This is a genomic window from Lactobacillus amylolyticus, assembly GCF_003999355.1.
Lineage (GTDB): Bacteria > Bacillota > Bacilli > Lactobacillales > Lactobacillaceae > Lactobacillus > Lactobacillus amylolyticus.
In genome coordinates this window covers 1,324,693-1,343,613 of the sequence record NZ_CP031835.1, presented here as the reverse complement: position 1 = coordinate 1,343,613, position 18,921 = coordinate 1,324,693, and the positions used below count along the sequence as shown (strand labels likewise).

17 protein-coding genes and 1 other annotated feature are annotated in these 18,921 nt (G+C 37.8%); of the genes, 13 read left to right on the top strand and 4 right to left on the bottom strand.

Features of this window, described 5'->3' with window-relative positions; genetic code table 11:
- Window positions 1-17: 17 nt before the first annotated feature.
- Together D0Z64_RS06895 and crcB are read left to right on the top strand one after the other, a co-directional pair.
- Complete coding sequence (locus D0Z64_RS06895) at window positions 18-407, top strand: fluoride efflux transporter FluC (RefSeq protein ID WP_127345814.1); 390 nt, start codon at window positions 18-20, stop codon at window positions 405-407.
- Entirely contained in the window at window positions 407-763 is a 357-nt protein-coding gene (crcB, locus tag D0Z64_RS06890; protein ID WP_127345813.1) for a fluoride efflux transporter CrcB, read from the top strand. The genes D0Z64_RS06895 and crcB overlap by 1 nt, the downstream gene beginning before the upstream one ends.
- Window positions 764-794: 31 nt before the next feature.
- Here crcB and D0Z64_RS06885 read toward each other — a convergent pair whose 3' ends face one another.
- Entirely contained in the window at window positions 795-1,964 is a 1,170-nt protein-coding gene (locus tag D0Z64_RS06885; RefSeq protein ID WP_127345812.1) for a cation:proton antiporter, read from the bottom strand.
- A gap of 45 nt (window positions 1,965-2,009) precedes the next feature.
- Window positions 2,010-2,065 (bottom strand) — a sequence feature (sodium ion sensor (DUF1646 type); this cis-regulatory element may regulate processes involved in with the transportation of sodium ions).
- A 204-nt stretch (window positions 2,066-2,269) separates the two neighbouring features.
- On the opposite strand from D0Z64_RS06885, the gene D0Z64_RS06880 reads away from it, so the two are divergent.
- Complete coding sequence (locus D0Z64_RS06880) at window positions 2,270-2,842, top strand: hypothetical protein (protein ID WP_127345811.1); 573 nt, start codon at window positions 2,270-2,272, stop codon at window positions 2,840-2,842.
- A 58-nt stretch (window positions 2,843-2,900) separates the two neighbouring features.
- Here the strand turns inward: D0Z64_RS06880 and D0Z64_RS06875 are convergent, their stop codons facing one another.
- Window positions 2,901-4,775, bottom strand: coding sequence for a heavy metal translocating P-type ATPase (locus D0Z64_RS06875; protein WP_127345810.1), 1,875 nt, complete (start codon window positions 4,773-4,775; stop codon window positions 2,901-2,903).
- 145 nt (window positions 4,776-4,920) lie between these two features.
- Window positions 4,921-5,388 (bottom strand): cyclic-di-AMP-binding protein CbpB, encoded by a 468-nt coding sequence (gene cbpB / locus D0Z64_RS06870; protein ID WP_080881838.1) that lies wholly within the window; start codon window positions 5,386-5,388, stop codon window positions 4,921-4,923.
- A gap of 595 nt (window positions 5,389-5,983) precedes the next feature.
- On the opposite strand from cbpB, the gene D0Z64_RS06865 reads away from it, so the two are divergent.
- The 7 genes from D0Z64_RS06865 (at window position 5,984) to D0Z64_RS06835 (ending at window position 13,687) form a co-directional block, all read left to right on the top strand.
- Complete coding sequence (locus tag D0Z64_RS06865; RefSeq protein ID WP_127345809.1) at window positions 5,984-7,123, top strand: YncE family protein; 1,140 nt, start codon at window positions 5,984-5,986, stop codon at window positions 7,121-7,123.
- 129 nt (window positions 7,124-7,252) lie between these two features.
- Complete coding sequence (locus D0Z64_RS06860; protein WP_006351837.1) at window positions 7,253-7,405, top strand: teichoic acid D-Ala incorporation-associated protein DltX; 153 nt, start codon at window positions 7,253-7,255, stop codon at window positions 7,403-7,405.
- A gap of 17 nt (window positions 7,406-7,422) precedes the next feature.
- Window positions 7,423-8,937, top strand: a complete 1,515-nt coding sequence (dltA, locus tag D0Z64_RS06855; RefSeq protein WP_080881836.1) for a D-alanine--poly(phosphoribitol) ligase subunit DltA — start codon at window positions 7,423-7,425, stop codon at window positions 8,935-8,937.
- The gene (gene dltB, locus D0Z64_RS06850; protein ID WP_080881835.1) at window positions 8,937-10,181 is read left to right on the top strand and encodes a D-alanyl-lipoteichoic acid biosynthesis protein DltB; all 1,245 of its coding nucleotides are present in this window, start codon (window positions 8,937-8,939) and stop codon (window positions 10,179-10,181) included. The genes dltA and dltB overlap by 1 nt, the downstream gene beginning before the upstream one ends.
- 42 nt (window positions 10,182-10,223) lie before the next feature.
- Complete coding sequence (gene dltC, locus D0Z64_RS06845) at window positions 10,224-10,463, top strand: D-alanine--poly(phosphoribitol) ligase subunit DltC (protein ID WP_006351840.1); 240 nt, start codon at window positions 10,224-10,226, stop codon at window positions 10,461-10,463.
- On the top strand, window positions 10,456-12,705 hold the full coding sequence (dltD, locus tag D0Z64_RS06840) for a D-alanyl-lipoteichoic acid biosynthesis protein DltD (protein ID WP_127345808.1): 2,250 nt from the start codon (window positions 10,456-10,458) through the stop codon (window positions 12,703-12,705). The genes dltC and dltD overlap by 8 nt, the downstream gene beginning before the upstream one ends.
- 280 nt (window positions 12,706-12,985) lie before the next feature.
- The gene (locus D0Z64_RS06835; protein WP_006351842.1) at window positions 12,986-13,687 is read left to right on the top strand and encodes a DUF975 family protein; all 702 of its coding nucleotides are present in this window, start codon (window positions 12,986-12,988) and stop codon (window positions 13,685-13,687) included.
- Between the two features lie 183 nt (window positions 13,688-13,870).
- On the opposite strand, the gene D0Z64_RS06830 is transcribed toward D0Z64_RS06835, so the two are convergent.
- Entirely contained in the window at window positions 13,871-14,104 is a 234-nt protein-coding gene (locus tag D0Z64_RS06830) for a hypothetical protein (RefSeq protein ID WP_080881833.1), read from the bottom strand.
- Window positions 14,105-14,202: 98 nt separating this feature from the next.
- On the opposite strand from D0Z64_RS06830, the gene D0Z64_RS06825 reads away from it, so the two are divergent.
- The 3 genes from D0Z64_RS06825 to D0Z64_RS06815 all read left to right on the top strand — a co-directional run bounded on the left by D0Z64_RS06825 (window position 14,203) and on the right by D0Z64_RS06815 (window position 18,837).
- Entirely contained in the window at window positions 14,203-15,510 is a 1,308-nt protein-coding gene (locus D0Z64_RS06825; protein WP_080881832.1) for a PTS transporter subunit EIIC, read from the top strand.
- The gene (locus tag D0Z64_RS06820) at window positions 15,491-16,411 is read left to right on the top strand and encodes an alpha/beta hydrolase (RefSeq protein WP_080881831.1); all 921 of its coding nucleotides are present in this window, start codon (window positions 15,491-15,493) and stop codon (window positions 16,409-16,411) included. The genes D0Z64_RS06825 and D0Z64_RS06820 overlap by 20 nt, the downstream gene beginning before the upstream one ends.
- Window positions 16,412-16,734: 323 nt before the next feature.
- Window positions 16,735-18,837, top strand: coding sequence for an ATP-dependent Clp protease ATP-binding subunit (locus tag D0Z64_RS06815; protein WP_080881830.1), 2,103 nt, complete (start codon window positions 16,735-16,737; stop codon window positions 18,835-18,837).
- The last annotated feature ends 84 nt before the right edge of the window (window positions 18,838-18,921 follow it).

The window sequence follows — 18,921 nt, the reverse complement described above, 5'->3', positions numbered from 1 at the left end:
ATTTCTGGAGGGTTTTAATGAATAGTAAACTTGCTAATTATTTTAGCGTTGGTTTCTTTGCCTTTTTCGGTGGAGCACTGCGCTGCTTTTTAACCAATATCTGGTCACAAACTGGCACTTTTGTCGCCAATGTCAGTGGTTGTTTTCTGCTTGCCTTTTTGACATACTTCTTTTTGCAATTTAGAGAAGGACGCGATTGGCTAGCTACCGGTCTTTCAACTGGCTTTGTCGGTGCCTTTACCACTTTTTCAAGTTTTAATTTGGATACGCTAAAACAATTGCAATCAGCTAATTCTATGCCAGTAATGATTTACTTCTTTTCTTCAATTATCTTTGGGTTAATCTTTGCGGCTTTAGGGATGTATGGTGGTACTAAGTTAGGTAAAAGATTGGCAGGTGAAGCGTAATGGAAATTGTAACTGCAGGTTTAGGTGCTATTTTTGGTGCAGTGATTCGTTATGCAATTACTAGTTATGGTAAGAAAAATTGGCCGAAGAGTTTTCCGTACGCCACTTTGCTGATTAACTTGTCAGGTGCCTTTTTACTGGGACTAATCTTTGCTTTGAGCTTGCCAGTCTTCGTTTATGCTTTTGTTGGTACCGGGATTTTAGGCGGTTATACTACTTTTTCAACGATGAATGTGGAATTGTTAGGAAAGTTGAAAGATAAAAGTTATCGCATGTTCTGGACTTATTTAATTGCGTCATATTTAGGCGGTTTGATTCTGGTATTTGCTGGTTTTGCGTTGGGAAAATTGCTTTAAAAAAAGACTAACGTTTGTTAGCCTCTTTTATTTATGCAAAAGTAGAATCTTTGCTTTTCTTTTTAATAAAGTAATTCAAAATAAACGGTGAAACCACAGTCGTCACAATGATTACCAAAATCAAACTGGAATAAATATCTTCAGGGAACAAATGGTGCGTGATTCCGATCTGCGCCACGATCAAGGCGACTTCGCCTCGTGACACCATCCCTGCGCCAACAATATTGTCTTCGCTCTTGCTGAAGCCAAAAAGCTCACTTGAGTATTTGCCAGCCCAGAATTTTGATAAAACTGCTAATACTGTCATCGCGATAATGAACCAAATGTCTCTGAAGAAACTGGCAAAAGTCATGGATAAGCCAATATCCGCAAAAAATACCGGAATAAAAATCGCATAACCAATTGCGGAAACTGAGGAATTAACTTCTTTATATTGTGGTGTCTGCCGTATTGCTAAACCGCCGAAGAAAGCACCAACTACTGCAGAAAGTCCTACGAAATCAGCAGCCCAACCCATGGCAATGGATAAAATCAATGAGGCGATAACGACAACATAGTTGACGTCCATTTTTTCTGCCACCTTCATAAAGTAAGGTGCTACCCATTTGTAAATGAACCAAACTGCGACAAAGTAGGCTGCCTCAATTAAGAGATTTAAAAAGAAATTATTGGTTAAGCCGCTTTTTCCGCCTTCATGACTGAATGTTGTGAATAGGCTGAGGACAACTACGGCTAAAATATCATCAACAACGGCCGCGCCTAAGATCGCTGTACCAGCACGAGTGTGCAGCTGGTTGGCTTCTTGCAAAACGACAACAGAAATGGACACGCTGGTGGCAGCGAACACAATTCCGATAAAAAGTGCTTCTAAGAATTTCATGCCAAAGGCCATCGAAGCTAAACCCATGAAAACAACTGGCAGAATGACACCGATACTGGCAACAGTGAAGCTTAATTTGAAGTATTTTTTAAGTAAATCAAGATTGCTTTCTAGTCCAGCCAAGAACATCAGCAGGATAACGCCAAATTCAGAAAAGAGACTAATAATGTCATTTGGCTTGACCAAGTTTAGAATTGCAGGTCCTAAAATAATCCCTGATAACAGCTGACCAATTACGGCTGGCATATTGAAGCGAGCGAATAGTTGTCCGAGCAGCACGGTGGCCAACAAAATTAAAATTAATTCTCCTAAGAAATGCATGTGGATCCTTTCTAAAGGCTAAATAAAGAAAAAAACTTTCAAGTCGCTTATTGACCCAAATAAGCAAATCTTGAAAGTTTTTATTGTTTAAAAACCCAACCACTACAACGTATTTAATTGAATTTTATTTTAATTGTTTTGATACGATGATGCAATAGTATTGGTTGACATATTTGAACAAAATTATAAAATATAGAAAACTAATATAATTTTCATATTAAAAGAGGGCGAAAGCATTGCATTCAGAAACTAAAAAATTTTTACGTAATCGGAGAATTGCCGCACTTTTACCATGGTTAGGCATCTTGGGAATTTTGATTTTAACTTTTTCACCAATTTTTGGTGGGTTCGTTCTCTTTTTTACTGAGATTGGTTTTGTCGCTAGTTTTTATTTCTTTATTGACGAATATAATTGGCTGGCCGAACGCTTGTTGATTAGACCAAATTATACTGTTAACCATGAAAATGAAGATCGAGTAAAAAAGCTGTTTTATTTTGCTTTAGGTGCTTCAATCGTTTATGCGATTTTATTATCTTATTTACGGAGTATAAGCTTTTATGACTTTGTCGTCGGAGTAGCATTCTTATATGGGATTTATTTTGGCAAACATAATATTGAATATGCCTTGATAATCTTACGAGCAGAGTTTGGAAGCAAAAAGTATTACGTAATTCAGATTATAGGAACGTTACTCACTGCAGTTTCTTTATTGGCTTTCTATTTTGTGTTTAATTGGATTTGGACTCTGAGCTTTTTAGCTATTTTAGGCTTTATTTATGTTCTTGAACGGAATATTTTAAAAGAAATGAAAAACCATGGAGTTAAAATTCATTGGGATGACGATGATACTGCTGATCGTTTCAGTATTGGAAATTAGCGTATAACAAAAGGCTTTGGGATATCCCAAAGCCTTTTTATCTATCTATCTTTATTATTTATTTTTCAATTCCAGTTTGCTCTGGATTCTTAGGCTCAGTCTTTGCAAGCAAAGCCAAACAAATCGTAATTAAGTCGACAACTTCCTGCAAAATCGCACCTAAGAAGGCTGGAATAATACCAGTAGCAGCGATAATTTCCAAAATAATGACAATGGAAATAGCTGTCAAAACATCAATGTTAGCAACTTTCATCGTGTGCTTGCCGATAGCAACAGCATCGTTAACTTTGCTAATATCGTTAACCATAATAACGGCATCAGCACTTTCACTAGCAGCAGTAGCACCTTTGGCACCCATTGCAATACCAACATCAGCAGCAGTTAAACTTGGAGCATCGTTGACACCATCACCGATCATAACAACTGGACGCAAATCTTTTGGCACGTTTTTAATTGCTTCAATTTTTTGCTTAGGAAGTAAATCAGCTCTAACTTCGTCATTATTGATGCCAGCTGCACGAGCGATTTGATCAGCGATATTCTTGTGGTCACCGGTCAACATCATGATTTGCTTAGCACCTTGACGACGCAGGCGAACGATCGTTTCTGGAGTTTCAGGACGGATCACATCCTTGAAAGTGATATAACCTGCGAATTCACCATTGATAGAAACATAAACAGCAGTAGCACCAGCATCAATTTTCTCATGTTCTGGAGCAACGAAGCTTAATTTACCAACCTTAACGGTTTTGCCTTCAACATCGCCTTCAACACCTTGAGCGGTAGTTTCCCTTAAATTAGAAACAGGTTTAATCTTGTTCTTGTCGGTATCAGCAACCAAAGAAGCAGCAATAATATGGCTTGATTGTTGCTCAACACTTGCAGCCAAGCTTTGAACTTCATCTTTATCGAAGCCGTCGGCAGTAATAACTTCGCTAACTTCCAACTTGTTTTGAGTTAAAGTACCAGTTTTATCAAAAGCAAAAGTCTTGGCACGTGATAATTTTTCAAGTGTTGGACCTGACTTAACAATAATGTGGTGACGAGACATTGAGCTCATTCCTGATACCAAAGCAACAGGAGCAGCGATCAACAATGGACATGGAGAAGCAACAACCATAACTTCCGCAAATCTTGTGAAGTTCCAGCCGCCCATAGCCATCGCAATAATACCAATGATCAAAGAAATAATGGTAAATGGGACAGCGTAACGATCGGCCATCTTAACGAACTTGGCAGGTTGAGCTTCAGAAGACTTAACCAAGGCAACGATTGACTGATATTCTGAATCCTTTGCCAACTTGGTTACTTTCATTTCAACAGCTGCGTCACCGTTGATTGAACCGGACATTAAGTCGTCGCCTGGCTTTTTGTTAATTGGAACAGATTCACCAGTAAGTGATGATTGGTCAAAACTTGAAGTACCCTTAACAATTTTACCGTCAACAGGAACTTGACCACCCGGCTTTACTAAAACCATATCGCCGATTTGCAAGTCGTCAACGTTGACTTCAGTCACTTTGCCATCAACTAATTTGTTGGCCTTTCTTGGTGTGTTGTTAAGTAGTGATCTTAATTCCTTGTCGGCTTGGCTAGTAGCGTAGTCTTCAAGTGATTCACCACCGGTGAACATTACCAAAATCATCCAAGCTGCCCAGTAGTCGCGAATGATCATCGTTGAAACAATGGCAATGATAGCTAAAACATCGACGCCCCAACGACCGCGCCGAATATCGCCGATCATTTCGATTGCCATGTTAATAGCAGTGTAAATACCGATAATATCAATAATAATTTCACTGTAAGTTATTCCTGTTTTGCCCATAAAGGTAAAATTAGTAAATATTGGTTGTATATGAAGAATAAAGTCTAGAATAGCACCGACAATACCAGCAGCTATTACAACCAAAAATTTCCATTGGCGTTTAAGCATACTTTTCTCCCCCCAGAAAAATCTCAAATATTTTTTGCCTATATCTAAATTATAATCATTCTAAATTAGAAAGCAAAAATAAAAAAGTCCTCCACCCTTGGAAGACTAATTTTCAAATACTTCTTCATTATAATACATTAATTTGCTAGCGTTCTTTTACTTCGTATTTTTTATCAAAAGTATGAACGACATAGTTAAAGGCCTTAATCCATTCACGTCTTGTTAGCAATCCTTGAAAGACTCCATGATCATCAACGACTGGCAGAAAGGCGTTATTAATAAGCAGGTGCAGCTGCGTTTCCAAAGTTGTTTCGACAAAGTTGATCTTGTCAAATTTGGTCTGCATGACATCACGAACCTTTAACTTGTTGAGCGGATCAACCGAAATGTCATCAGTTTCCAGCATTTTATCCGTAATCATTGCCAAACTTAACAGGCCTACTACATGACGATCTTTGTCCAAAACCGGTATTTTTGAATATTTAACTTTGGTTAGGATCAAAAAAGCATGATAAAGAGGATTGTCATCTTGAACAAATGCGATTCGGCTGGCAGGAATTAAAAAGGAACCGGATTTTTCTTGGATTAAATGTTTAATTGATGGCGAAAACATGTAAGCGCTTTCCTTTCTTTCTTTTACCATTATCTTACTAGAGATTGAGCAAAAGAAAAAGGCTCGCCGTTAAACGAGCCTCATTAGTTTCATCTACTTTGGAGGGGTAAGAATGAATGAAAAAAGTGGGAGTATGTAACAAGTTGTTTTCTCCTTGCTACGGTTTATATAATACGGGGAAAATGTGAATTAAAAATGTCTAAATTCTTATGAAAAGGTAAAGAAATATAAGCGATTAGTTTAAGACGACCAAGAAAGGCCCACGCAACGCACGTGAGCCGAAAGGGATAGATATGAAATTGGCGATTAGCCAATCACTTTTAATTTTCATTATTTACTTGGAGGAGTATGAATGAAAAACAAAAAAAGTTGAATAGTATTCGACCGAAACTTTTAATTTTGTTCGTTCGCTACAATTTATATGATAAACGTTAATTGTGAAAAAAGTGTGACGAAATTATTTCTATCTTGAAATAAAACGAATTTTTGATTTTAAATTGATTACTTTTGGCTAATACAAGGATTTTATTTCCTATAAAATATATAAACTGATAAAATGCAGTCAACGTGAAAATTTTTTGAGGAGATTGGTAATGTGGTTAAAAAATTAGGACGAATCCTTAAAAGCTTTGTCTTATTTCTTTTGATAGTTGGTGCATTAGGCACAGGTGGCTACTTTGGGTATCAATGGTATCAAGAACAAGAATTCTTAAATAATCGACCAAAGCTGGTAAAGGCAAAAGATGGTACAAATACGAATGCTGCTTGGCAAAAAGAGTCCACATATCAAAAAAATTTACGAACAAAATATCCTTTCATTAATAAAGTATCCAATTATGTTCCCCCAAGAACCTGGGTGGGCAAGGATTTTGTCATTCCTGGCTTAGTTGCGACCAAAAGCTATGACTTTAAGAAGAAAAAATACGACACTGCAACTGAAATGACGCCCCAGGGAATTACGGTTGCCGGCAAGTATCTGTTGCTTACGGCTTATGACGGTGAGCATACGCACGCGTCCGTTATTTACGTGCTTAATAAAAAGACTGGAAAATACATCAAAACCATTCAAGTAGCCGGTCGACCTCACCTTGGCGGAATTGCGTATGATCCTGTGGGCAAAAATGTCTGGATTACTGGATCAATTGGCAAGTCATCCGCGTTAATGTCCTTTCCTCTAAAAGAGGTGGCTAGCTATGATACAAAACGCCATGCCCCAATTAGCTATAACAACCGAATTTCAATTCCAACTCTTGAAAAAGCATCGACTGTTACTTACTACGATAATCAGCTGTTTGTCGGCTTCTTTAACATGTATGGCCGCGGGAGAGTAGCAAGTTATACGATTTCTCGCAGTGGCAAAAATAAAAACTCAATTACCAATAATGAAATCAAATCCGTTACTGGTACGGTTGATTGGTCCGATCCAAGTGGCGTAACTTCAATGAACAAACAGATTCAAGGAATTACGATTTATGACGATAAAATTTTCTTAAGTCAATCCTATGGCAGCAGCGATTCAAAATTATATATTTTCCCTTCTACCGCACTTGATGCTTTAGATGAAAAAAACGCGGAATTGGTAATTGATATGCCGCCATATTTGGAACAAATTACTGCATATAAGGGCCAATTGCTTTGTATTTTTGAGTCAGGCTCAAAGCAATATGCCAAACCAAATATGGTGATTATGGATAGAATTTTATCAATTAATATAAATGCATTATTTGGAAATTAAAAAATATTTCTTTTCCCAATTGTTTAAGTTTATTTAAATTTGTTAAAATATGACCTGAGTGTCTTTTCACTACATTCATTTGTAGTAAGATAAGGCCTGAACGTTGTTGAAGAATAACGAGGGAGAAAAATGGAGAAAACAAAAAAAGTTGAATCTCGAGGCAAACAAATAGGGATGTTTGTCTTGAAAACAATAGTATATTTTGCGATCCTCATGGCCCTAATTTATTTGTATGAATATAGTGGCTTAAATTCAGTCCACTTTATTTACAATGAATTTTAAGGCAGGTGGGATCAGCAATGATTAAAGATGTAATCAAGAAGATAGACGAGATTGCAATTAATGAACCTGATCGCGAGGTTTATGATTATCTCGGCCATACTAATACTTATGGTGATTTGAAAAAGCGTTCAGATGCTTGGGCACATAAGTTATCAAGCTTAGATATCCCTGATAAAGATCCAATTATGATCTGGGGCGGTCAAAACTTTGAAATGATTGCTAGTTTCTTAGGCTGTGTCAAATCTGGACATGCTTATATTCCAATTGCAAGCTATTCAAACGCTGAACGTTTGACAATGATTCAAGACGTTTCTAAAGCAAAAGTCGTGCTCGCAATTGATGATTTGCCAAAAATTGAATTGCCTGGCGTACAAGTGATTAAGCCAGATGAAGTTGAAAACGGCAATTACACGCTTGACGAAAGCAAATTCGTCGAAGGCGATGATAATTACTACATTATCTTCACTTCAGGAACAACTGGGAAGCCTAAAGGGGTTCAAATTAGTCACAAGAACTTGCTCAGTTTCGTTAACTGGGAATTGAACGATTTCAATTTGCCAGAACATCCAAGCTTTTTGGCACAAGCTCCATATTCATTTGACTTGTCAGTCATGAGCTTGTATCCTGCATTAACTGCAGCGGGCAAGTTGGTTGTTTTGCCACATGATTTGACGCAAAACTTTGCACAATTATTCAGCACTTTGCCAAAATTGCAATTTAACGTTTGGGTATCAACGCCATCATTTGCACAGATGTGCTTCTTGGACAAAACATTTGATGCTCAACACCACCCAGATTTGACGCATTTCTTATTCTGTGGTGAAGAATTGCCGCATACTGAAGTAGAAATGCTGAAGAAAAAATTCCCAGGATCACATATTTTCAATACTTACGGTCCAACGGAAACAACTGTTGCGGTAACGCAAGTTGAAATTACTGATGAAATTTTAAAGAAATATGATCGGTTGCCAATTGGTCGTGCTAAAGAAGACACCAAGATCACAATCGATACTGCTAAAGGTGAAAAACCAGGCGAAGGCGAAATTATCATCAGCGGCCCTAGCGTTTCTAAAGGTTATATGAATAACCCGGAGAAGACTGAAGCCGCATTCTTTAAGAATGATGATGATCAATATCAAAGCTATCGCTCTGGCGATACCGGCTTCTTTGATGGCGATATGTTATTTTATCGTGGCCGGATTGACTTCCAAATTAAATTTAACGGCTACAGAATCGAACTTGAAGAAATTAACTTTTACTTGAGCAAAAATGAATTGGTTCGTTATGGCGTAGCTGCTCCAAAATACAATAAAGACCACGCTGTTCAGCAGATTGTTGCTGAAATTGAATTAAAGCAAGGCGTAAGACGCAAGTACTCTGATGTTGCTTTAACAAAAATGATTCGTGAAGATTTGGCTAAAAACGTAATGCCATATATGATTCCACAACGTTTCATTTATCGAGATTCTTTGCCAATTTCGCAAAATGGCAAAGTTGACATCAAGGCGGTCATTAAGGAGGTTAATAAGTAGTGAATTTTAATTTCATTAACTTACAACCCTACTCAAATCCGCAATACTTTATTTGGTTGCTGATTGCGTTAATTCCAATGATTATCGGCCTTTATAATGGTAAAAGATTTAAGACATATGAAGCTATTTTTTCATTAGTCTTCTTATTCTTGATCTTCGATGCTAGTCACTGGCAGCAAGGGGTCAATTTAATTCTTTACCTAGTTTTTGAATTCTTGCTAACCTTTGCCTATGAACGCTATCGCACTAAAAAGAATAGTCCTAATAAAACCTGGGTTTTCTGTTTAGCTGTAATTTTGGCGATTTTGCCATTAACTGCTGTTAAGATCTTAACTGTAATGCCAGCGGGAACAGTTCCATTTGTCGTGGGTTTCTTAGGAATTTCATATATTACCTTTAAGAATGTCCAAGTAATTATGGAAATTCGCGATGGGGCAATTAAGAAGGTTGAACCTGGAACATATGCTAGATTCTTGCTCTTCTTTCCAACGATTTCCTCTGGGCCAATTGACCGTTACCGGCGCTTTAAAAAGGATTTTGATAAAGCACCAACCAGGGATCAATATATTACGGATTTGCAATATGCAGTTCGGTATTTATTCCAAGGATTCTTATATAAGTTTATTTTAGGCTGGCTGTTTGGGACCTATTGGCTGCCAAAAATCAGTCAAGCAGCTTTGATTGCCGGAAATGCTGCAGGCGGATTGAAGTTATCATGGTGGGTTTTAGCATACATGTATTGTTACACCATGTATTTGTTCTTTGACTTTGCCGGTTATTCATTATTTGCGGTTTCCATTTCATACTTTATGGGAATCCACACGCCAATGAACTTCAATAAGCCTTTTATTTCCCAAAATATTAAAGACTTCTGGAATCGTTGGCACATGACCTTGTCATTCTGGTTCCGTGATTATATTTACATGCGGTTTACCTTCTTTGCTATGAAGAAGAAATTGATTAAAAACCGGATTCGTTTATCACAAGTTTCATACTTGCTTTTGTTCTTAATCATGGGCTTTTGGCACGGCCTTACTTGGTACTACATCACGTATGGTTTGTACCAAGCCATTGCCATTATCATTAATGATTATTGGCTGAGATTTAAGCGGAAACATAAGAAGACCATTCCTTCTAATAAATTTACTAAATGGTTTGCAATTTTTATTACTTTCCAGGTTATTTGTTTTGGGATGCTGATCTTCTCCGGTTTTCTTAGCCAATTATGGTTTGGATGGCATTAAGTATAGGAGATAGAAATTTTAATTATTTGAGGGGTATTAATAATGGACACAAAAAAAGAAGTTTTAGACATTTTGAATGATTTGACTGGTGAAGATTTATCAGATCGAATGGATGAAAATATTTTTGAAAATGGTTTGCTCGATTCAATGGCAAGCGTTCAAATGCTTTTGAGTTTGCAAGAAAAGTTCGGTATCGATGTTCCTGTATCAGAATTCAACCGTGCAGAATGGGATACTCCAGCTAAGATCGTTGCAAAGGTGGAAAGCTTAGAAAATGAGTAATAAACGCCGGCTCTGGCAAATCTTTGGCCCGGTTTTATGTGCAATTGTTCTGTTGATCATTGTCTTTTTATTGCCATGGGAAAGAACTTTTTCTAAGAGTTCAATCTATGAAGCTGCCAATTCGCAAACGCAGACGGTCTTTAAAGGGATAAAGATGAAGCAGGAAGCATTTGATAGTGGATATGTGCCTTTCTATGGTTCAAGTGAATTATCACGTATTGATCCGCTTCACCCAAGTGTCTTAGCTGCGAAGTATCACCGCAGTTATCGGCCGTTTTTGCTTGGTGGCCCTGGCAGTCAAAGCCTGGCTCAGTTTGTAGGGATGCAGGGAACTAGCAAGCAATTGAAGAATAAAAAGGCTGTTGTGATTATTTCACCACAATGGTTTACCAAGAAGGGTCAAGACCCTGCTGCCTTTGATCTGTATTATTCTCCACTTGGGACGGCCATTTTCTTGCTGCATGCCAAAAACACAAAAACTGATCGTTATGCTGCGGCTAGAATTGCATCTATGCCAACTGTAAAAGCAGGAATTATTAAATCTTGCTTGAAAAAAGTAGCGGCAGGCAAAAAGCTTTCTAGTTGGGATCGTTTCTTATTGAAGGATCGTGAACGGATGCTGGCTAATGAAGACAAATTCTTCAGCTCCTTCCAATTGCGAGACAGAATCAACAAGATCGAAAAGGAAGAAAAGCTTTTGCCTAAGACTTATTCTGAAGCTGCTTTGAAGAAAGTAGCGGATGAACAAGCAGCAATGCATACCAACTCCAATAATTTTGGAATTGATAATACTTTTTATCGGACACGTTTGCCAAAGAAAGTTCTTAAGAAGTTAAAGGGCAGTCAACGCAATTTCGATTACGTCAAGTCACCTGAATATGGGGACTTTGAGTTGATGCTTAATCAATTTGCTAAGCAGCATACCAACGTTTTGTTCATCATTCCGCCTGTTAATGCTAAGTGGGCTAAGTACACAGGCTTATCAATGAAGATGTATCAAAAGTCAGTTGCTAAAATAGAAAAACAGTTGACCAGTCAAGGTTTTGAAAATATTGAAGACTTGTCAAAAGATGGCAACAAGAAGTATTTCATGACCGATACGATTCACTTGGGCTGGAATGGTTGGATTGCTGTTGATAAAGCAGTAAAAAAGTTCATGCGTTTGCCTAATGAACGCTACGACTACTCAATGAGCAATTATTATTACTCAAAGAAGTGGCAAAATACTACTAAGGTCAAGAGTTTAAACTTAACTAAGAATCATCTTGATGGTTCAAAAGAAAAAAAAATAGTGCGACATGCTATTGACCAATTAGGAATTAAAGGCTCGGTTCTTGTTATCAAAAATAATAAGACTTGGCTGAAATATTCAACGGCCAATAAGGATGACACTAGCTACTTAATCAATTCAGTGCAAAAATCAATGACAGCTGCCATGATCATGCGTGAAATTGAGGCTAAAAAATTATCGTTGAAGACGAAATTGAGCAGGTTTTATCCAACTGTAGCTGGTGCTGATCGAATAACTATTGCTAACTTGCTGGATATGACTTCGGGACTGGATATCAAGTCAGGTCAGACATTGGGAACTGATCATTTTGTCTCTGATGCGGACAACATTAAGGCCGATGTGAGGAAGACCGTGTTCAATAAGCAGCAATTTGGCAAGTGGCACTATACTTCACTCAATTACGTTTATTTGTGCGGTATTTTAGCTCAGCTTGAGAAAAAGACATATGAGCAAATGTTTGAAAAGACATTTGTTAAACCATTGAAATTAAAGAATACAGTATTCTTATGGGCAGATCCGGCTGTGCTTAAAGCAAGTGGCTGGGTTCATAGTTATAACTACCTTGATGGCAAGTACCACCGGGTAAAATATTCGAAAGTAGTTGCTGATGCTCATAATGAATTAGGTGCTGGTTCGGTGGCAATGTCCGATAGTGATTTGGCAAAAGTTGTCAGAGAAATGCTTGTTGGCAAATTGCTAACGAATAACAGTCGCTCTGTCTTGTATCATGGCAAAGCACCAAAATATTATAATGGTGGCTTTTATAATACTAAAGTCTTTAAGAGCGCCAATGGTGCGGGAGACGGATATTTTACCTTCTTGCGTACTACAAATGATGGTAAGAATATGATCATTATTCAGTCTAATCGTGTTGATCATAAGAAATTTTCATATTTGAAAAAACGAATTGATCATATCATGACAATGATGCTTGACTTAGATCGAAAATGATCAAAAATATTTTTATATTAAGCAGGTAGAAGTGTTGTTTTTTAACATTTTGAATGCTAAACTTTTCATGTACCGCCACTAAGGAAAGTAGTCATTTTCTCCGGTAGCGAAAATGTTATCTTCTATATGTGGTCAGAAGTGGTGGTATTTCACTGTGTGAGCCTAGTTCCAATGTTGGTGGAATTAGGCTTTTTTTATACCTAAATTAGACTTCATATACAAAGTGGGCTAAACTGTAACAGTTAAGAAAACGTAATTGAAATCATTTTGGAGGAGAAAAATGAGCAGAAAAGAATTAAAACAAGCAGCCAAGGACCAACTTCGTGGTCATTGGGGCTGGGCAGTTTGTCTGTCATTATTTGCATATGTGATTATTTATGGTGCTGAAGATATTGTGTCTTTGATTTTTGATAAGCGCGAAATCGTTTATACTCGCATCGATGAAATGGCAAATGGCGTTGTTTATCATCAAAGCACGACTTCATCAGTGATTAATTTAATCGTTAGCGTGCTGCTCGGTTTAATCGTCTGGGGCGTTTACTACACGCTTTTGCAATTCAGAGACAAAGGCGATCAGCCAAATATCTTCAAAGGCATGTTTAGTGCTTATACTGATGGCAAGTTCACGAGTTCATTTATCACTTATTTGGTAGAATTGATCTTCCTTATTTTATGGACGCTTCTGTTCATTATTCCAGGGATTATTAAGGCTTTCTCATATGCAATGACGCCATACATCATGAAGGATCTTTATGATGCAGGCAAAACGCCAACGATGACGGAAGCAATTACAAAGAGTCGTCATTTGATGAATGGTCATAAGACTGATTTGTTCGTTTTGTGGTTAAGCTTCATCGGTTGGGCTATTCTTAGCGTCATTACTTTGGGAATCGGTTTTATCTGGCTTGTTCCATATTACCGTCAAACCATGGTCAACTTTTACCGTGATTTAGCTGGTGACCAATTCCTTAAGGAAAACTAAATTATCGCTATTTTAGAGCAGTAAAATATTTTATTGAAGCCACCTCCCGTATAATTTAAAATAGGAAGATGGTTTTTTATGCATGATGACAAAAAAGCAAAGATCAATGTAGTGCCCCCCGAAATCCGTGTCCGAATTTCGGGGGGCACTACAGATCAAGCTTTTTTTGCTAATAACAACAAACTACATATTCCAGTGATTATCAATATTGTTGCGAACATATTCATCAAGGTATTTTGCTGATTCCGCATCACTATCCTTGATAAGCTTTTTAACTTCTTTTGAATTCAACTTATTAGTAATATAGTATTTCAAAGACTTGTTAACTAATCTGTTCCAATCAATTTCAGTAGTGTCGATATATTTTGCAACTAAATTTTCAATATCTTTGTCTAATTCGATCTTTTTTCGTGCCATAATTTCACCTTTATTTCTTTCCTAAATTATAACATGACACCTTTTTATCAAGAATAATTAGGTATAATGTCTATAATAAAAATTAGGAGCGAGCAAGAATGATCAATAATATTACCCAGGGACTGTTTTGGCTTAGAAGGCGGTCTTTTTTTAGAGTTGTTCAAAGAACTTTCGTTATGCTGATGCCAGTAGCGACAATCGGCGCTTATTTTAAAATAATTCGTGACTGCATTTTCTCACCTGATAGTTTGATCTATAACTTGTTTAACTTTGATTATTCAATGTCTGATCAAATTTGGAATCTGGGCTATTTTTTGTCCTCAGGGATGATTCGAGTTACTTTCGGTATTTTTGGCATCTATGTGGCCTACTTTTCAGCGGTTTATACCGCACGGCTTTATCACAAAGATGCGACAATGGCAGGGATTACCTCAGTTCTGGTAATTATGCTGTGTGCTTGTTTGACAGGCAATGCTCAAACCGCCAACAGCCAAGTAACTTTCTATTCAAGATTTCTGAGTATTAATGGCTTGCTTATTGCTATGCTGATCGGTTATTTTGTAGGCCAGATTTTTCACTGGCTTGGGCAAGATTATGTGCATATCAAAGTCGAGCATGTTGAAGAAATTCAAAAGCGGGCGCGCCAATCGCTTAAACCGGCAATAGTCACTATCTTGTTTGGCCTTGTTCTTGGCCTTATTCTGTACTTTTTCAAAATTCGACTGCTTGATTCCTACTCTGTAAAAAGCATTGTTACCAACCTGCGCAGCTCTAACAATCTTGCAGTAGTCATCTTGCTAACGATGCTGTCAATGCTATTGTGGTGGTGCGGAATCGGTTATCCCGTTCAATCCCTTGCCCACGACAATAATTCGGGTGCCGCTCTGGTTAACTTGAACTATGCTTTGCGTCATGGCAGTGCCGCTAATGTGCCCTATAAATTCTTGGGCAGTTCAATGGTTCAAAGCTATGGTCTGATGGGGGATGCTTCAATTGCACTGGCTCTGACGGTTATCTTGCTGCTGTACACCCATAATAAGGAAATTGAAGATATCGCCAAGCTCAACCTCCTGCCGGTCGCATTTGGTGCAAAAAATGGATTAGCAATCGGAATTCCGCTTATTCTTAATCCGCTCTATCTTTTACCAGTAATTTTAATTCCAGCGATTAATGAATTAATTGCTGCTGGCGCAATCTCGCTTCATTTAATTATGCCACCAGTTTATCCAGTTCTTGAGGGAACACCGGGAATTTTAATCTCGTTCTTTGGCTCTAACGGCAACTGGGCTACCTTTATCTTTACTATTTTGCTGTTTATTCTGGATATTTTATTGCTGCTTCCGTTTGTTATTATCGGTCGTAGAATTAGTGAGGAGTTGAGGGCATATGACCAAGCTCAAATTTAATCGAAAAAATGTTAAATGGTTGGTTATCCTTTTTCTGATAATACTTGCCTTATCAATTCCAGCTTTTTCATGGATGAAGACTACTAACCGTGACCGGGCTCAAAGAAGAAAATCGCTTGTATCGCCACTTATTATGATTCCGGGGTCAGGTGCCAGCATTAACCGCTTTGACTCTTTAATAGCGATTTTGAACAAAAACAATCCCCATCCTCACAGCGTATTGAAGATTAAAGTTGGTACTAATGGCAGCCTTGATTTTTCTGGTTCGATTGATCACGGTGACAATGAGCCCATTATTGTAGTTGGTTTTCAAAACAACCATGATGGCTACAGCAATATCAAAAAACAGGCTTCCTGGCTGGATGAAGCCTTTTATCAAGTCTCACAAACCTACAAATTCAATAATTTTAAGGCCTTCGGTCACTCCAATGGCGGCCTGATCTGGACGTATTGGCTGGAGCATTACTATTCTTACTACAAGTCTGATATTAAGATCAAAAAATTAATGACCTTGGCCTCACCATTTATCTTCAGTGAAAGCAATGTTAGTCACAAAACGCAGATGTTGTCGGATCTCATCAAATACCGCAAGAATTTGCCGAAGAATCTAATCGTTTATTCTTTACTCGGTGGTGAAAATTACGACTCAGACGGAATCGTTCCTGAGAACAGTGTCCACGCGGGTAAATATATTTTTCAAAATCAAGTAAAGCAATTTACGGAGATAACTATTACTGGCAGTGACGCTACGCACTCCGATTTGCCACAGAATAAAGAGGTGGTAGCAGCGATTAAACAATACTTGTTAGATAAGAAGAAAAATAATAGTCCATTGGGTAAGACCAATTCCAAGAACACTAGCCGCAGGACGAAAGAAAACAAAGAAAAAGACAATAAATAAAGATTGAGAATCTGAATAAAATTTCAGGCTCTCTTTTTATTTTTTGTGGAAAACTTTTATTGCTTTTTCGAAAAAACCAAGCAAAAAATCTTAGATCTTAAGAATTTCTTTAACATTTTATGTGGCCAAAGAATGGCCATATACCGGCATTTGTGAGCATATTTTTTGCAAAAAAGCATAAAATTAGCGTAATTGTGGAAAACTTTTGGAAATTGCTTGTAATCTGTGGATAACCTGATATACTTATAAGTGTAACCAGTTAGCACTCAACAAGCGAAAGCGCTAATTTCATAAAAAGACATAAATATAAGGGAGTGTTTGCAATGGCATACTTTAACAATGATTTTGACAACTTATTTAACGAATTAAACCGCTCATTCTTTAATGATGACTTTAACAGAACACCGAATGGCTTAAGTGCTTACTACAGCAACATGAGCTCAAATGCTAACCCAAGTCAACAAGCAATGGTTCAAGCCCCACAACAAAAGAAGGAAAAATCAATTGGGATCGACTTAGTTGAACAAGCTAAGAACAACAAGTACGACCCAGTGATTGGTCGCGACGAGCAAATTAATGAAGTAATTGAAATTTTATCAAGACGCAAGAAGAACAATCCTGTATTGATTGGACCTGCTGGTGTAGGTAAGACTGCAATTGTTGAAGGCTTGGCTGAAAGAATCGCAGAAGGCAATGTTCCATCTAAGATGAAGGACATGCACATCATTTCTATTAACATTAATGATATGGTTGCTGGTTCAAGCTTACGTGGCAGCTTCGAAGAAAAATTAAAGGAAGTTATCGACCAAGCTAAGAAGAACCCTAATATCGTTCTTTTCATCGACGAATTACACAACATTGTTGGTGCAGGTTCAACTGACTCAGAAACTAACAACGGCGACGCTGCTAACATTTTGAAGCCAGCTCTTGCAAGCGGTGACTTGAAGTTAATCGGTGCCACTACTACTAGTGAATACCAAAGAATTGAAAAGGACCCAGCTTTAGCACGTAGATTCCAACCTGTTCAAGTTCCAGAACCAACAACTGATGTTGCAATTAAGATCTTGGAAGGTTTAAAGAAGAGATACGAAAGCTTCCACCACGTAAAATACAATGACGATGCTCTTAAGTTAGCTGTTGAATTATCAGAAAGATACATTCAAGGACGCTACTTACCAGACAAAGCCATTGACTTGATGGATGAAGCTGGTGCCAAGAAGGCTTTGACAGTTGACTCACATGATGAAGAAAGCTTGAAGAATAGAATTCACGCTTTAGAAGCTCAGAAAGACGAAGCTGCTAAGGCTGAAGACTACAAGAAAGCTGGAGAATTAAAGACTGAAATCGAAAAGCTTCAAGAAGAATTGAAGACTGCTGACAAGGCTAAAACTCCAGTAGTTAGCGAAAAAGACATCTACAAGCTGATTGAAGAAAAGACTAATATTCCAATGAGCGAACTTCACGCTGATGAAGCTAAGAAGAACCTTGATTTAGCTAAGAAATTAAAGGCAGTCGTTATCGACCAAGACAAGGCAATTGATGTTATTACTGACGCTATTGCTCGTAAGCAAGTCTTCAAAGACAGCGACCGTCCAACAGGTTCATTCCTTCTTACTGGACCAACTGGTGTTGGTAAGACGGAACTTGCTAAGCAATTAGCTATTAACCTCTTCGGCAGCAAGGATCACTTCATTCGTTTGGACATGTCTGAATACCAAGACGAAATGGCAGTTAACAAGTTGATCGGTTCAGCACCAGGCTATGTAGGCTACGGTGAAGGTGGTCAATTAACTGAAAAAGTTCGTCACCAACCTTACTGCTTGATTTTGTTCGACGAAATCGAAAAGGCTAACCCACAAATATTCAACGCTTTGCTTCAAATCATGGATGATGGTCGTTTGACTGACTCTCAAGGCAGAACTGTTTCATTCAAGGACACAATCTTGATTATGACTTCAAACGCAGGCTACTCAGACAACTTGCTTAAGGATGGCAAAGTAGATCAAGACAAGTTAATCCACGCTCTTGAAAACTACTTCAGACCTGAATTCCTTAACCGTTTGGACGCAATTGTTCCATTCAACTCATTAACTCAAGACGACATGAGCAAGATTATCGACATTTACCTTAAGAGGATGTCACACGTTCTTAAGAAGAGAAATATTGAAGTAACTGTATCTGACGAAGCTAAGAAGGTTTTGGCAGAAAAAGGATACGACAAAGACTTCGGTGCACGTCCACTTAGAAGAGTTGTTGAACAAAACCTTGAAACTCCAATTGCTAAGCTTGTTATGAGCCACCCTGACACAAAGAAGGTTGAATTCACTGCTGACGACAAGCACTTGTACATGAATGGCAAGTCCATTCTGGACTTAAGCAAGCCAAAAGCAGAAAAAGATGGTGAAACTAAGTCAAAAGAAGACTAAGTTGTTAATTAAATAAGCTTAAAATATATCTTTTATTAAGAAGCATCCGAAAGGGTGCTTCTTTTTTTGCTCAAAGTGTATAAT